General features: G+C 57.6%; 15 protein-coding genes and 1 pseudogene. 8 read left to right on the top strand and 8 right to left on the bottom strand.

Annotated elements, in window-relative coordinates; all coding sequences use genetic code 11:
• Window positions 1–16: 16 nt before the first annotated feature.
• From dauA to lolB, 4 genes are all read right to left on the bottom strand, one after another.
• Window positions 17–1,696 (bottom strand): C4-dicarboxylic acid transporter DauA, encoded by a 1,680-nt coding sequence (dauA, locus tag ENTHG_RS04705; protein ID WP_044174654.1) that lies wholly within the window; start codon window positions 1,694–1,696, stop codon window positions 17–19.
• A 121-nt stretch (window positions 1,697–1,817) separates the two neighbouring features.
• Window positions 1,818–2,765, bottom strand: a complete 948-nt coding sequence (gene prs / locus ENTHG_RS04710) for a ribose-phosphate diphosphokinase (RefSeq protein WP_044178989.1) — start codon at window positions 2,763–2,765, stop codon at window positions 1,818–1,820.
• Between the two features lie 127 nt (window positions 2,766–2,892).
• A complete protein-coding gene (ispE, locus tag ENTHG_RS04715; RefSeq protein ID WP_044174658.1) occupies window positions 2,893–3,759 on the bottom strand; it encodes a 4-(cytidine 5'-diphospho)-2-C-methyl-D-erythritol kinase in 867 nt (288 codons plus the stop codon).
• Window positions 3,756–4,379, bottom strand: a complete 624-nt coding sequence (gene lolB / locus ENTHG_RS04720; RefSeq protein WP_044174668.1) for a lipoprotein insertase outer membrane protein LolB — start codon at window positions 4,377–4,379, stop codon at window positions 3,756–3,758. Before lolB ends, ispE begins: the two co-directional genes overlap by 4 nt.
• A gap of 201 nt (window positions 4,380–4,580) precedes the next feature.
• On the opposite strand from lolB, the gene hemA reads away from it, so the two are divergent.
• The 6 genes and pseudogenes from hemA (at window position 4,581) to kdsA (ending at window position 9,707) form a co-directional block, all read left to right on the top strand.
• Entirely contained in the window at window positions 4,581–5,837 is a 1,257-nt protein-coding gene (gene hemA / locus ENTHG_RS04725) for a glutamyl-tRNA reductase (RefSeq protein ID WP_044174677.1), read from the top strand.
• Between the two features lie 37 nt (window positions 5,838–5,874).
• Complete coding sequence (gene prfA, locus ENTHG_RS04730) at window positions 5,875–6,957, top strand: peptide chain release factor 1 (RefSeq protein ID WP_044174688.1); 1,083 nt, start codon at window positions 5,875–5,877, stop codon at window positions 6,955–6,957.
• Entirely contained in the window at window positions 6,957–7,802 is an 846-nt protein-coding gene (prmC, locus tag ENTHG_RS04735) for a peptide chain release factor N(5)-glutamine methyltransferase (RefSeq protein WP_044174695.1), read from the top strand. The genes prfA and prmC overlap by 1 nt, the downstream gene beginning before the upstream one ends.
• A 21-nt stretch (window positions 7,803–7,823) precedes the next feature.
• Window positions 7,824–8,002: pseudogene (locus ENTHG_RS25970) on the top strand (SirB2 family protein); the annotation flags it as partial.
• Between the two features lie 3 nt (window positions 8,003–8,005).
• Entirely contained in the window at window positions 8,006–8,815 is an 810-nt protein-coding gene (gene sirB1, locus ENTHG_RS04740; RefSeq protein WP_044174703.1) for an invasion regulator SirB1, read from the top strand.
• 37 nt (window positions 8,816–8,852) lie between these two features.
• Complete coding sequence (gene kdsA, locus ENTHG_RS04745; RefSeq protein ID WP_044174713.1) at window positions 8,853–9,707, top strand: 3-deoxy-8-phosphooctulonate synthase; 855 nt, start codon at window positions 8,853–8,855, stop codon at window positions 9,705–9,707.
• 75 nt (window positions 9,708–9,782) lie between these two features.
• Here the strand turns inward: kdsA and chaA are convergent, their stop codons facing one another.
• On the bottom strand, window positions 9,783–10,883 hold the full coding sequence (gene chaA, locus ENTHG_RS04750; protein WP_044174723.1) for a sodium-potassium/proton antiporter ChaA: 1,101 nt from the start codon (window positions 10,881–10,883) through the stop codon (window positions 9,783–9,785).
• 257 nt (window positions 10,884–11,140) lie between these two features.
• On the opposite strand from chaA, the gene chaB reads away from it, so the two are divergent.
• Both chaB and ENTHG_RS04760 read left to right on the top strand, forming a co-directional pair.
• A complete protein-coding gene (gene chaB, locus ENTHG_RS04755; protein WP_044174736.1) occupies window positions 11,141–11,371 on the top strand; it encodes a putative cation transport regulator ChaB in 231 nt (76 codons plus the stop codon).
• A gap of 177 nt (window positions 11,372–11,548) precedes the next feature.
• Window positions 11,549–12,244, top strand: a complete 696-nt coding sequence (locus tag ENTHG_RS04760) for a gamma-glutamylcyclotransferase (protein WP_044174748.1) — start codon at window positions 11,549–11,551, stop codon at window positions 12,242–12,244.
• Between the two features lie 13 nt (window positions 12,245–12,257).
• Here the strand turns inward: ENTHG_RS04760 and ENTHG_RS04765 are convergent, their stop codons facing one another.
• The 3 genes from ENTHG_RS04765 to ENTHG_RS04775 all read right to left on the bottom strand — a co-directional run bounded on the left by ENTHG_RS04765 (window position 12,258) and on the right by ENTHG_RS04775 (window position 14,959).
• Window positions 12,258–12,503 (bottom strand): DUF1883 domain-containing protein, encoded by a 246-nt coding sequence (locus ENTHG_RS04765; protein WP_044174761.1) that lies wholly within the window; start codon window positions 12,501–12,503, stop codon window positions 12,258–12,260.
• A gap of 212 nt (window positions 12,504–12,715) precedes the next feature.
• Complete coding sequence (locus ENTHG_RS04770) at window positions 12,716–14,500, bottom strand: methyl-accepting chemotaxis protein (RefSeq protein ID WP_044174774.1); 1,785 nt, start codon at window positions 14,498–14,500, stop codon at window positions 12,716–12,718.
• A 105-nt stretch (window positions 14,501–14,605) separates the two neighbouring features.
• Complete coding sequence (locus tag ENTHG_RS04775) at window positions 14,606–14,959, bottom strand: DsrE/DsrF/TusD sulfur relay family protein (RefSeq protein WP_044174786.1); 354 nt, start codon at window positions 14,957–14,959, stop codon at window positions 14,606–14,608.
• Between the last annotated feature and the right edge of the window lie 39 nt (window positions 14,960–14,998).

The raw sequence follows: 14,998 nt of genomic DNA on the forward strand, positions 1-14,998 counted from the left end.
ATCACTCCCGGATTCGTCAGATATCCGCCAGCGCCGCATCGCGGTCAGGCCAGAAGGTCAGGCGACCGGGGATGGGCTTCACGCCCGCCCGCGCCATGGTGCGCAACGGCTGAAATTCCAGGTTGCTCACTCTCAGCTCAACGCCTTCCGGCAGGCGGTTAACGAAACGCTGGAAGGCATCAAGCCCGCCTGCATCCAGCAGCGGCACCGCATCCCATTTCAACACCACGATCCGTTTGCCCGCCAGGCGACCATCCAGCTCGCTGAACAGACCTTCCGCCGCGGCGAAGAACAGGGGGCCGATAACGCGCAACACCAGCACATCTTCCGGCACGTCGGCGTTAACCGGGGCCAGACGCGTCATTCGCGCGATACGGCGCATAAACAGCAGCGAGGCGAGCACAATGCCCACGCTGATGGCGATAACCATATCGAACAGCACCGTCAGCGACATGCAGATAAGCATCACGATAATGTCATCTTTCGGCGCGCGGCGAAGCAGGTTCACCACTTTATGCGCTTCGCTCATATTCCAGGCCACCATCAGCAGCAGCGCCGCCATGGCAGAGAGCGGCAGCCAGGAGAGCAGCGGGGCGAGCACCAGCAGCGCCATAATCACCAGCAGGGCATGGATGATGGCCGAGACCGGGGAGGTGGCGCCGGCACGGACGTTAGCGGCGGAGCGGGCAATGGCCGCCGTCGCCGTAATGCCGCCGAAAAAGGGCGCGACAATATTGCCCAGCCCTTGCCCTATCAACTCGCTGTTGGCTTTGTGTCGTGTGCCGGTCATGCCATCCAGCACAACGGCGCAGAGCAGCGACTCAATCGCCCCCAGCATCGCCATCGAGAAGGCCGCCGGGAGAAGGGCGCGCAGGGAGTCCCAACTGAGGGTAAACGCGCCGCCCGGTAAATCCCACGGCAGCACCAGCTGCGGTAAAAGCTGCGGTATACCGTTTCCCTGGCTGCCGTCAGCCAGCACATAGTGGAACTGCGAACCAATGGTAGCCACATCGCCGCCCGCCAGGTTGACCAGCCCCATAACGGCGCAGCCCGCGAGCAGCGCGGGGAGATGCCCGGGTAGGGGGATTCTCAGCCGGGGCCAGAGGATCAGCGTGCCCAGGGTGACAACAGCGATGGCGGCATCGCCGACATTAACTGTCGGCAGCGCCATCGCCAGCGCCGCCAGCTTCTGCAAATAGTGTTCCGGCATATGCGCAACCTGCAGACCCAGAAAATCTTTAATCTGCATGGTGCCGATCGTGATACCGATACCGGAGGTGAAGCCCAGCGTAACGGAAATCGGGATGTATTCGATCAGGCGGCCAAAACGGGCCAGCCCAAACAGGATTAAGAAAACCCCTGACATCAGGGTCGCCACCAGCAGGCCGGCAAGGCCGAACTGCTGTGACACCGGGTAGAGGATTACGACGAAAGCGGCGGTCGGGCCGGAAACGCTGTAGCGCGAGCCCCCGGTCAGGGCGATAACGATACCGGCGACGGCGGAAGTGTAAAGGCCATACTGCGGCGCGACGCCGCTACCGATAGCCAGCGCCATCGCCAGCGGAATGGCGATAATGCCGACGGTGATGCCAGCAATGATATCGCGGGTAAACCGTGGAACGCTGTAACGGTCTCGCCAGCAGGCTTCAATAATGGCGCTAAATGGCATGATATGGGCAGAAAATACTCTTTTCACGGTGGTTCATCCCTGAAATGAACATGGGTTACACAAAACGTATACCGAAATTTAATAAATCATACAAATGAATTACAGCGATAAAAAAACCCGCCGGAGCGGGTTTCTTTGCCGATGCTGATTAATGTTCGAACATGGCGGAGATGGATTCTTCGTTGCTGATACGACGAATCGCTTCGGCCAGCATGCCAGACAGTGTCAGCGTGCGTACTTTTTCCAGCGCCTTGATTTCCGGCGTCAGCGGAATGGTATCGCAAACGATGAATTCGTCGATGACCGAGTTTTTGATGTTCTGGATAGCATTGCCTGAGAAGATCGGGTGAGTCGCATAGGCGAAGACGCGTTTGGCACCGCGTTCTTTCAGCGCTTCAGCCGCTTTACACAGCGTACCGCCGGTATCGATCATGTCATCAACCATAACGCAGTCGCGGTCAGCGACGTCGCCGATGATATGCATAACCTGAGAAACGTTCGCACGCGGGCGACGTTTATCAATGATAGCCATGTCGGTATCGTTGAGCAGCTTAGCGATAGCGCGAGCGCGAACGACGCCGCCGATATCCGGGGAGACAACAATCGGATTATCGAGGTCTTTTTGCAGCATATCTTCCAGCAGGATAGGGCTACCGAATACGTTATCCACCGGCACGTCGAAGAAGCCCTGGATCTGCTCAGCATGCAGGTCAACGGTGAGGACGCGGTCAACGCCTACGCTGGAGAGAAAATCCGCGACAACTTTAGCGGTGATGGGAACACGCGCGGAACGCACACGGCGGTCCTGACGAGCATAGCCAAAATAGGGGATAACGGCGGTGATACGACCTGCGGAAGCACGGCGCAGGGCATCAACCATGACAACCAGCTCCATCAGATTGTCGTTCGTTGGGGCACAAGTGGACTGGATGATGAAAATATCACCACCGCGTACATTTTCATTAATTTGTACGCTGACTTCGCCGTCGCTAAAGCGACCTACAGCGGCGTCGCCGAGAGAAGTGTACAGGCGGTTGGCAATACGTTGTGCTAGTTCCGGGGTAGCGTTACCAGCAAAAAGCTTCATATCAGGCACGAGAAGAACCTCAGGCATGCGTCCAGTGGTGGATAGAAGAGGTCGTAAATGTGCGGGTTCAGACATCATACTATCCATGCGGTGTATTTAAAGAGCGCGATGCAACGTCTGGAACAAGGTGACGTTGTCACCGAAACTCAGCTTGCCCGGCAAGGGCGGCATGCAGAGGGGAGAGGTTAACGCCTTTCGCCACAAATGCATTGAGCCATGCCGGGGCTTGCTCAAGCACCTGACGCGCAGCAGGCTCTGTGTCAAATTCAGCAAAAACACAGGCACCTGTGCCAGTCAGGCGCGACGGCGCGTATTCTAACAGCCAGGTAAGCGCCTCATCAACCTTACGAAAACGTTTTCTTGCGATAACCTCGCAATCATTGCTGAATTCACAATTTAATAACGTTTCCAGCGGCCTCACCGGGGTGTTTCTGGGCAGGTCCGGGTCACGAAAGATTTCCGGGGTGGGGATGCTGACACCGGGGTGGGCCACCAGATACCATTTCTCCGGCGGATCGACCGGAGTGAGCACCTCGCCGACGCCTTCGGCAAACGCCGCATGGCCGCGAATAAACACCGGTACGTCCGCGCCGAGACGCAGGCCCAGCCCGGCCAGTTCCTCGACGCTCAGGCCGCAGCCCCACAGATGATTGAGGGCGACCAGCACCGTCGCGGCGTTGGAGGAACCGCCCCCCAGCCCGCCGCCCATCGGCAGGCGCTTGTCAATGCTGATATCGGCGCCGCTGCCAGCCGGAAGACGCCCCTGCTGGTCGGCATACTGCATCAGCAGCCGCGCCGCCCGCACGATCAGGTTCTCTTCGTCGGGGACGCCTTTAACTGGCGTAAGCAGCCGCAGCGCGCCGTCCGTCCGGGGTTCGATGGTCAGCGTGTCGCCATAGTCAAGAAACTGAAACAGCGTCTGCAACGTGTGATAGCCATCGGCGCGCTGGCCGGTAATGTACAAAAAAAGATTCAGTTTTGCCGGAGCAGGAAAACGCATCATTTAACGATCCAGTTATCCATTTTCAGCTTGATACGCTGGTCGCCGTTGTTGAGCTCCAGATTCGAGGGGAGCGCGGGCTGCGTTTTACTGTCATAGCCGTTATAGACCACCTTCCAGGTTTTCCCATTCTGGGTGTAATTCAGTTCGCTCAGGCGATACTGGCTATCCAGCTTGTAGTCGGTGGCGTCGCCAGGCAGGCCGACAATCCACTGGCGCAGGCTGTTCAGAGGAATAGGCATGCCGGTGAGTTTGCCAATCATCTCTTCGGCATCTTCGGCGTTGTAGCGCTGGCCTTTGTTATCCACCAGCTGCACGCTGCCCGGCTGCGCGTTCAGCTCCAGTTCAGTACTGCCCAGCGGGTTAGTCAGCAGCAGGCGGTAACGATCCTGGCTGGTTTGCTGCCAGAAAAAGCGGGCGTAGACTTTTTGCTGATCGGATAGAAAGGCGAAGGCGCCGCGCGTCTGGAACTGATTAAGATTGCGCACCTCCTGCTGATGCGCCCGCCACTGTGGCGCGTCCGGGCTTTTGCCTGGCCCTTTCGGCGCGGTAAGCGTACAGGCGGTCAGAACGAGGCTTGCCAGCGGCAGCAGGCGAATAAGGCGAAATTCCGGCAGTGTCATAATGGGGGCAAATCCTTGATATGCGTTGCAGTTAATACTCTTAATGCTAGCGCCGGGGGCGCAGAGCGTCTACGTTCAAGTTGTCTTAAATCATGAAATTACCAATTACTCCAAAAGAGGGCGCTCTCTTTTATTGACCTCGCGCATCCTGTATGATGCGCACAGTCTAACCTTATCAACGTTGGTACTATTCCCGCACCCATGACCCTTTTAGCGCTCGGCATCAACCACAAAACGGCTCCTGTTTCGCTGCGAGAACGCATTACGTTTTCGCCGGACACGCTCGACAAGGCGCTGGAAAGCCTGCTGGCGCAGCCAATGGTGCAGGGCGGGGTGGTACTGTCGACCTGTAACCGTACCGAGCTCTACCTGAGCGTAGAGGAGCGGGACAACCTGCACGAATCCCTGATTCGCTGGCTGTGTGATTATCACAACATCAGCGAAGAGGAGCTGCGTAACAGCCTCTACTGGCACCATGATAATGACGCGGTCAGCCATCTGATGCGGGTGGCGAGCGGGCTGGATTCGCTGGTGCTGGGCGAGCCGCAAATTCTCGGCCAGGTAAAAAAAGCCTTTGCCGACTCCAGCCGCGGCCATCTTAACGCCAGCGAACTCGAACGCATGTTCCAGAAGTCCTTCTCCGTCGCCAAGCGTGTGCGCACGGAGACGGATATCGGCGCCAGCGCGGTGTCGGTCGCCTTCGCGGCCTGTACTCTGGCGCGGCAGATCTTTGAATCGCTCTCAACGGTGACGGTGATGCTGGTCGGCGCCGGGGAGACGATTGAGCTGGTGGCCCGTCATCTGCGCGAACATAAAGTGCAGAAGATGATTATCGCCAACCGCACCCGCGAACGGGCGCAGGCGCTGGCGGATGAAGTAGGCGCGGAGGTCATCTCCCTGAGTGATATCGATTCGCGCCTGAAAGATGCCGATATCGTCATCAGCTCTACCGCCAGCCCGCTGCCGATTATCGGTAAAGGCATGGTGGAACGGGCGATGAAAGCCCGCCGCAACCAGCCGGTGCTGCTGGTGGATATCGCCGTGCCGCGCGACGTCGAGCCGGAAGTCGGCAAGGTGGCCAACGCCTATTTATACAGCGTCGATGATTTACAGAGCATCATTCAGCATAACCTGGCGCAGCGCAAAGCGGCGGCGGTGCAGGCTGAAAGCATTGTCGAGCAGGAAACCAGCGAGTTTATGGCCTGGCTGCGCGCCCAGAGCGCCAGCGAAACCATTCGTGAATACCGCAGTCAGTCCGAGCAGATCCGCGACGAACTGACGGCGAAAGCGCTTGCCTCCCTTGAACAGGGCGGCGACGCACAAGCCATATTGCAGGATCTGGCCTGGAAACTGACCAACCGCCTGATCCACGCGCCAACAAAATCACTTCAGCAGGCCGCCCGTGACGGGGATGATGAGCGCCTGCATATTCTGCGCAACAGCCTCGGGCTGGAGTAGCACAACATTTTTCTTATTACAGGGTGCATTTACGCCTATGAAGCCTTCTATCGTTGCCAAACTGGAAGCCTTGTACGAGCGCCATGAAGAAGTTCAGGCCTTACTCGGCGACGCGCAAACTATTGCCGATCAGGAGCGTTTTCGCGCCCTGTCCAGAGAATATGCGCAATTAAGCGACGTATCGCGTTGTTTTACTGACTGGCAACAGGTTCAGGAAGATATGGAAACCGCCCGGATGATGCTCGACGATCCGGAAATGCGCGATATGGCGCAGGAAGAGATGGTCAGCGCAAAGGAAAAAAGCGAAGCGCTGGAGCAGCAGCTGCAAATCTTGCTGCTGCCTAAAGATCCTGATGATGAGCGCAGCGCCTTCCTCGAAGTGCGCGCCGGAACGGGCGGTGATGAAGCGGCGCTGTTTGCCGGCGACCTGTTCCGCATGTACAGCCGTTACGCCGAGGCGCGCCGCTGGCGCGTTGAGATCATGAGCGCTAACGAAGGCGAACATGGCGGTTATAAAGAAGTTATCGCGAAAATCAGCGGCGACGGGGTGTATGGCCGACTGAAATTTGAGTCCGGCGGCCACCGCGTTCAGCGCGTGCCGGCGACCGAGTCGCAGGGGCGTATCCACACCTCCGCCTGTACGGTTGCGGTGATGCCGGAACTGCCGGAAGCGGAACTGCCGGATATCAACCCGGCGGATCTGCGTATCGACACCTTCCGTTCTTCCGGCGCGGGCGGCCAGCACGTTAACACCACCGACTCGGCCATTCGTATCACCCACCTGCCAACCGGTATTGTCGTGGAGTGCCAGGACGAACGTTCCCAGCATAAGAACAAAGCGAAGGCGCTCGCCGTGCTGGGGGCGCGTATTCATGCCGCGGAAGTGGCGAAACGCCAGCAGGCAGAAGCCTCAACCCGTCGCAACCTGCTGGGCAGCGGCGATCGCAGCGATCGCAACCGCACCTATAACTTCCCGCAGGGCCGGGTCACCGACCACCGCATCAACCTTACTCTCTACCGCCTTGACGAAGTCATGGAAGGCAAACTGGACATGCTCATCGAGCCTATTGTTCAGGAACACCAGGCCGACCTGCTGGCGGCGCTTGCCGGGCAGGAGTGATGGACTATCAGCAGTGGCTACAGCGAGCGACAGGCCAGCTCGCGCACGGTGAAAGCCCGCGCCGGGACGCTGAAATTCTGCTGGGCTTTGTGACGGGGAAAACGCGCACCTTCATTCTGGCTTTTGGCGAGACGCCGTTGACCGGGGATGAATGCGAGCGGCTGGAAGCGCTGCTGGAGCGTCGCGCCCGTGGCGAGCCCGTTGCGTATCTGACCGGCGAGAGGGAGTTCTGGTCGCTGCCGCTGTTTGTCTCGTCGGCCACCCTGATTCCCCGCCCGGACACCGAATGTCTGGTCGAGCAGGCGCTGGCGCGTCTGCCGCCGCAGCCCTGCCAGATTCTGGATTTAGGCACCGGCACCGGGGCGATTGCGCTGGCGCTGGCCAGCGAAAGGCCGGATTGCGATGTCGCCGCGGTTGATGTCGTCCCCGATGCGGTAACATTAGCCCGCCGTAACGCAGAGCGGCTGGGGCTGGCTAACGTTACGGTGCTGCTCAGCCACTGGTTTAGCGCGGTGGAAGGGCGGCAGTTTGAATTGATTGTCAGCAACCCGCCCTATATTGATGCCGACGATCCGCATCTCGCCCAGGGCGACGTGCGTTTTGAGCCGCGCTCGGCGCTGGTCGCGGCGCAGGAGGGGCTTGCGGATATCGGCTGGATAATCGCACAATCAAGGCGCTTTTTGCGTCCCGGCGGCTGGCTGATGATTGAACATGGCTGGCGGCAGGGCGAGGCGGTACGCGCGCTGTTCGACCAGGCGGGATACCGGCAGACGGAAACCTGCCGTGATTATGGCGATAACGAACGTTTAACGCTGGCCTGCTGGCCCGCCGGGGCGGGTTCATGAGCCCGGCGCGCTCCTCTCGACGGCGTATGGCTGACGAAGAAGCGGTTTGGCGTTATCATCTACATCGTTTTGGGTTTCACTGCGCAGGCGCAATAGCGTCCGCGCAGCCAGCAAACGCGGTTAATCGCATTGTTGCTGGTGCTGGTGGTGCTTTACATCATCATAAACTTGCCGCCACAAAGACACCGATATTGGGGTAATACATGCGGTCGTTAGCCGATTTCGAATTTAATAGAGCGCCATTGTGCGAAGGAATGATTCTCGTATCGGAGCTGATACGTGACGACTTCCCCTCGCAGTTTGTGCATGACGAACTGGAGCGCCTGGTCAGGCTGGCGCGGGAAGAGATTTCCGAGGCCCAGCCGCAGGACTGGCAGTTAGAAAAGCTGCTTGAACTGTTTTATGGCGAATGGGGCTTTCAGGACACGCGCGGCGTATACCGGTTATCGGATGCGCTGTGGCTGGACAAAGTATTAAAAAACCGTCAGGGTAGCGCGGTGTCGCTGGGGGCCATCTTATTGTGGGTCGCCGGGCATCTTGATATCCCCCTGATGCCGGTCATTTTTCCGACGCAGCTGATTTTGCGCGCGGAGTGGCTGGACGGCGAGATGTGGCTCATTAATCCCTTTAACGGCGATACGCTTGATGAGCATACGCTGGAAGTGTGGTTAAAGGGCAATATCAGCCCGGTTGCCGAGCTGTTTAACGAAGATCTCGATGAGGCGGACAACGCCGAGGTCATCCGCAAACTGCTGGATACGCTGAAATCGGCGTTGATGGAAGAGCAGCAGATGGAACTGGCGCTGCGCGCGAGCGAAGCGTTATTGCAGTTTAACCCGGAAGATCCCTATGAGATCCGCGACCGTGGTCTGATATACGCTCAGCTGGAGTGCGACCACGTTGCGCTGCATGACTTAAGTTACTTTGTCGAGCAGTGTCCGGAAGATCCTATTAGTGAAATGATCCGTGCGCAAATCAACACCATTTCGCATAAGCACATTACACTGCACTAAATGTGAATTAATCGACTTAATTTGATAAGGGAATTGTATGAAACAAAAAGTGGTGAGCATCGGCGATATCAAGGTTGCCAACGATCTGCCGTTTGTCCTGTTCGGCGGTATGAACGTACTGGAATCTCGTGACCTCGCAATGCGCATTTGTGAGCACTATGTCACCGTTACCCAGAAGCTGGGTATTCCTTACGTGTTCAAAGCCTCTTTTGATAAAGCCAACCGTTCCTCCATCAAGTCGTACCGTGGACCGGGCCTGGAAGAAGGGATGAAAATTTTCCAGGAGCTGAAACAGACCTTCGGCGTTAAAGTGATCACCGACGTGCACGAAGCCAGCCAGGCGCAGCCTGTGGCTGACGTGGTTGACGTTATCCAGCTGCCGGCGTTCCTCGCGCGTCAGACCGACCTGGTGGAAGCGATGGCGAAAACCGGCGCGGTCATCAACGTGAAAAAACCGCAGTTCGTAAGCCCGGGCCAGATGGGTAACATCGTTGATAAATTCGCGGAAGGCGGCAACGATAAAGTGATTCTTTGCGATCGCGGCAGCAACTTCGGCTATGACAACCTGGTTGTCGATATGCTGGGCTTTAGCGTAATGAAGAGCGTCTCCGGCAACTCTCCGGTGATTTTTGACGTGACCCACGCTCTGCAGTGCCGCGACCCGTTCGGCGCCGCTTCCGGCGGCCGTCGCGCTCAGGTGACTGAACTGGCGCGCGCAGGCATGGCGACCGGTCTGGCCGGGCTGTTTATCGAAGCCCACCCGGATCCGGAAAATGCGAAATGCGACGGCCCGTCCGCGCTGCCGCTGGCTAAACTGGAACCTTTCCTGAAACAGATCAAAGCGATTGACGATCTGGTGAAGAGCTTCGAAGAGCTGGATACCAGCAAGTAAGATTCGCTGATACCAGACCGCGCCACTCTCCACTGGGGAGGGGCGGGTGAGGGGGGCAGGTCGCCCCCCTCCGCGTTAAGCAAATATGGTCATCAGATAAGCAATAAACAGCGCCAGATGCGCTGCACCGTTCAGCACATTCGTTCGCCCCGTCGAAAACGAGATCTGGCACAGCAGTAAAGAGGCCAGCATCACCACCAGTTCCGGCGCGCCCAGCGCAAACATCAAATCATTGCCGGTCAGCCAGGCAATCAGCGTCACCACCGGTACGGTCAGTGAGATCGTCGCCAGCACCGAGCCAAAGAAAAGATTCATCGCCCGCTGCACCTGATTATTGAGTACCGCTTTCAGCGCCCCTAACCCTTCCGGTGAGAGAATTAACAGCGCCACAAGGAAACCGGTAAAGGCCACCGGGGCGTTCATCTGCGTCAGCAGCGCCTCAAGCGGGTTGGCGTTAACCTTGGTGACGGCGATAACCGCAATCAGATGCACGATCAGCCAAATAGCGTGCCACAGGCTGCTGTGCGCCGACGGCTTACCGTGGTGCGGGTCGTCGTCGTCGCTCTCATCTTCATGCTCATACACGAACAGGCTCTGGTGCGTTTTGGTCTGAATGAGCAGAAACACGCCATACATCGCGGCCGAGATAAGCGCCACCAGCAGTGACTGGCCGATGGAGAAGTTGCCGCCCGGCAACGCCATCGGGAAGACCAGCACAATGACCGCCAGCGGGAAGAGGGCGATGAGATACTGTTTAATGCCGAACAGGTTCATATACTGGGTGGCGAATTTGCGCCCGCCCAGCAGCAGTGAAAAGCCCACCAGACCGCCGGTGACAATCATGATTATGGAGTAGAGCGTGTCACGCATCAGAGTCGGCGCGGCGTCGCCGGTCGCCATAAGCGCGGAAATCAGGCTGACTTCAAGAATGACAACGGAAAGGCTCAAAATTAACGAGCCGTAAGGTTCGCCAAGCCGGTGCGCCAGCACGTCGGCATGTCGAACAACGCTAAACGCGCTGGATAATATCCCCACCAGCGCCAGTAAATTCATGCCGATAACCACTGGCAGCGACTGGCTGTTCCCCCAGAACAGCAGCACTGCCAGCGCCAGCACCGGGAAAATGAGCGAAGTCTCCTTATGACGGGTTTTCACCGCCTCGTGTATTGCTGTCATTATTTCTCCAGTTTGCAGGTGTAAAATAAAATATTTCCAGATGTAAAATAGCAAAATATGCAGAAGTACCGCGGGATTTTTACTTTTATTTACGGCTACGGTGAAATTTCGCCTCTCAGCCTTTCTTTATTACACTTTGGTTTAATTTCCATTTAGCTACCAGCAAGATAGCGTGGCTAAATCCTAATTATTGACAGGCCGGTGGCAAAGCAAAGCAGTATCTACCAGACTTAAGTTTTTACTTAAGGAGATGAATGATGCCGTACAAAAACAAATCTGACCTGCCCGAAAGCGTCAAACATGTTCTGCCTGCGCACGCCCAGGATATCTACAAAGAAGCCTTTAACAGCGCCTGGGATCAGTACAAAGATAAGGACGATCGCCGCGGCGACGACAGCCGGGAAGAGACGGCGCACAAAGTTGCCTGGGCGGCGGTGAAAAATGATTACGAAAAGGGCGATGACGATAAATGGCATAAAAAGAAATAATTAGCGTAGCAGCGCCGGTTTAGCTTTTTTTAATATCGCCACGAACGGTTGCGTTAAGAGATATTCCGCGTCGGGCTCTCTTGTCAACGGCCCGTGAATTGCATATCGTCATTGCAATATGCCAGGAAGGCAGCAGCATAGTCATCGTAGGGATACGCGCAGTGGCGGAGGTAGAAAGTGTTAACGCGTGATTTCTTAATAAAAGCAGATTGTAAAACAGCGTTTGGCGATATTGAGGAATCGCTGTTGTGGTCGGCGGAACAGCGGGCGGCATCGCTGGCCGCGACGCTGGCCTGCCGCCCGGATGACGGCCCGGTCTGGATCTTCGGCTACGGCTCCCTGATGTGGAACCCGGCGCTGGAATTTGTCGAATCCTGTACCGGCACGCTGCCCGGCTGGCATCGCGCCTTCTGTTTAAAGCTGACCGCCGGTCGCGGTACCGCCTGCCAGCCAGGGCGGATGCTTGCACTAAAAGAGGGCGGACGCACCACCGGCGTGGCCTATCGTCTACCGGAGGCGATGCTGGAGCAGGAGCTTACGCTGCTGTGGAAGCGCGAAATGATCACCGGCTGTTACCTGCCGAGCTGGCATAAACTGCAGCTTGACGATGGCCGCACGGTTAACGCGCTGGTGTTTATTATGGACCCCCGCCATCCGCTGTATGAAGCGGATACCCGCGCCCAGGTTATCGCGCCGCTTATCGCCGCCGCCAGCGGCCCGCTCGGCACTAACGCGCAGTATCTTTTCTCGCTGGAGCAGGAACTGGTGAAGCTGGGTATGCAGGACGACTGCCTGAACGAGCTGGTGGAAAAAGTGCGCACCCTGTTGGGAAATGAAAAACCAGGCCCTGAAATGCAGCCTGGTTTTGCCTGAGAAGGTATTACGCTTACGCTGGAACGTAGCTGATGGAGTGTTCCAGCGACTGGCTGTGGCTATCAATAAGCACGTTCCAGATGCCGCTGTACGGCACTGCCAGATACGCGCTGGTGCTGCCTTCAACGCTCAGCACATCTGTTTGCGCATGCGCCGCATGGTTTTTTTCGCTCATCAGATGGATATGACAGTTTTCCGAGCAGCGGACGACGACCGTATCCCCACCAAATAATTTAAGACTTGTTTTAACCAACGCCATTTTCAACCCCGTTTAGATAAACAACGCACTCCCTGCGGCAAATCCCGTGCGTGATGTTGTTCACACTTCACTCGTGGCATAACACCAAATGGGGAGGGAAGGGATGCTGATTTTGATCAAAAAATGGCGTAACGATTAAACAAAAATGACATTATGCCGCTGATGCCAGGCCCGGCGCGTTAAAAACAGGCGAAAAACGCGCCGGGGAAAAATTATATGCGGAAATGCCCGGCGGTTTCAGCCAGCTCGCCTGCCTGGGATCGGAGCGCCTCCGCCGCCGCCGCCGACTCAATGACCAGCTCTGCATTCTGCTGCACCATCCGGTCCAGGTTAATGACCGCGTGGTTAATCTCCTGAATACCTTTCATCTGTTCGTTGGTGGCGACGCTGATGTCGCGCATGATAAGCGAGACGCTATCGATGCTGGAAACAATGTCGCCCATGCTCTCGCCCGCCAGGCGGACAAAGCGCGAGCCGGTGGCGACGCTGTCGGTGGTGGAGTCGATAAGCGATTTGATCTCCTTCGCTGCCTGGGCGCTGCGGCTTGCCAGGTTGCGTACCTCTCCGGCGACGACCGCAAAACCACGCCCCTGCTCGCCAGCGCGGGCCGCTTCGACCGAGGCGTTGAGCGCCAGAATATTGGTCTGGAAGGCGATACCGTCAATCACGCTGGTAATATCGCCGATTTTTGCCGAAGCCACCTCAATGGATTGCATGGTTGAAATAGCCTGCGACACCACCTCGCCGCCGCGGGACGCCGCCTGCGAGGCGGCGTGCGCCTGGCTATTTGCCTGCGCCGCCGACTCGGTAGACTGCGCCACCGAGGCGGTAATCTGTTCTACCGCGCTTGCCGTTTCGCGCAGGCTGGAGGCCGCCTGTTCCGTTCGACCCGACAGATCCTGGTTGCCAGCAGCGATCTCCTGCGCCGCCTGCTGGACCGAGTTACTGGAGTCGCGCAGTTTGACCATCACCACGGAGAGCTTATCGCTGAACTGGTTGAAGGCATGGGCTATCTGCGCCACTTCATCCTGCCCGGTTTCCGGCAGGCGCTGGGAAAGATCGTCCGTCCCGTTGCTGATGGCGTTCATCGCGTCGCGGATGGTCAGCAGACGTTTGAGCAGCGTCGCCACAATCCAGTGCATCAGCGCGCCCGCGATCAGTACCAGCACCACCAGCGAGACCGCGGAGGCTTTCAACTGCGCAAGCAGGCCCGCCGTGGAATCAGCGCTGTCCAGCGCCACCACCAGCAGCCAACCGGTGTCGGGCAGGCGGGTAGCGTAGAACAGTTTCTGCTCGCCATTCAGTTCCCCGGTAAGCCGTTCTCCGCTCTGCAGGGCGGAGAAATCGACGCCGCTTATCGCGTTGCTGAACGGCTTAAGGGTTAACTTCGCATCACTGGCGGCAATCACCGCGCCCTGACCGTCGAGCAGCAGGCCGCTGCTGTGGGGCGTCGGCTTGATGCCCTGAACGTTAGCCACCACGCTCTCCATCGAGACATCGCCCGCGACCACCGCTTTCAACGCGCCATTCTCTTTCACCGGCACGGCAAAAGTGACGACCAGCTTGCCGCTACCGGCATCCACGTAAGGGGTGGTAACAACGGGGGCATCGGCCTTCACCACCTGCTGATACCACGGGCGGATTGTCGGGTCGTAATCCGCCGGCACGCCTTCCGGGTTGGAAAATTTTGCCGTTTTGCTGGCGTAGCCGACATAGACATTGATAAAGCCGCCCGCCTGCGCCAGCTGGGTAAAGACCGGCACCGGATCGTCGGTGAGGGCGACGCGCTGCAACGAGGCAATGGCGGTCATTTTGGTTTTAACCCAGTCGCCGATGGCCAGGCCGTGGCTGGCGCTGGTGCTGTCGAGAATATCCTGTTGGGCTTGCTGGTTGTGCTGGCGAGAAACCTGGTAGTTGATAACGGTGTTAAGAAGCAGCGCAATAGCGAGACAGCCCGCCGTCGCTGCAATAATGCGTGCGCGAATTGACCTGAACATAATCATTACCTGCTGTGTTGTTTGTAATGGCTATCGGCAACACAGCAGGCAAACTTGATGCCCCAGCGGCTGGCATAAGAAAAAAGTATTAAACCTGGGTGATTATTAGAACGTAAGGACTTTATCCGCCGCCAGCGTCCACTGCGCCAGTTCCGGCAGCGTGCCAATCGCCACCCCATCAATTAACGGCAGGGAGGTGATACCGCGCCCGTCGGTGCAGGTTTTGCACAGTAAGACCGGCACGTTCTGCGCGGTCAGGATCTCCAGCATCTGCTGAATGTTATAGCCTTCGGCGGGTTTTTGCCCGCGCAACCCGGCGGTGACCGCGTCCGACATCAGAAACAGTTTGAGTTCGAGATCCGCTTCCTGTTCGCGCAGCGCAATGGCCAGACGCAGGCTGTTAAACAGGGATTCACTGCCATAGGCCGCGCCGTTGGCGATAATCACAATTTTTTGCATCTTCACTCCTTCGATAGTAAACGGGCCGACACTTTACCC

It is taken from the genome of Phytobacter massiliensis JC163, assembly GCF_000321045.1.
GTDB lineage: Bacteria > Pseudomonadota > Gammaproteobacteria > Enterobacterales > Enterobacteriaceae > Phytobacter_A > Phytobacter_A massiliensis.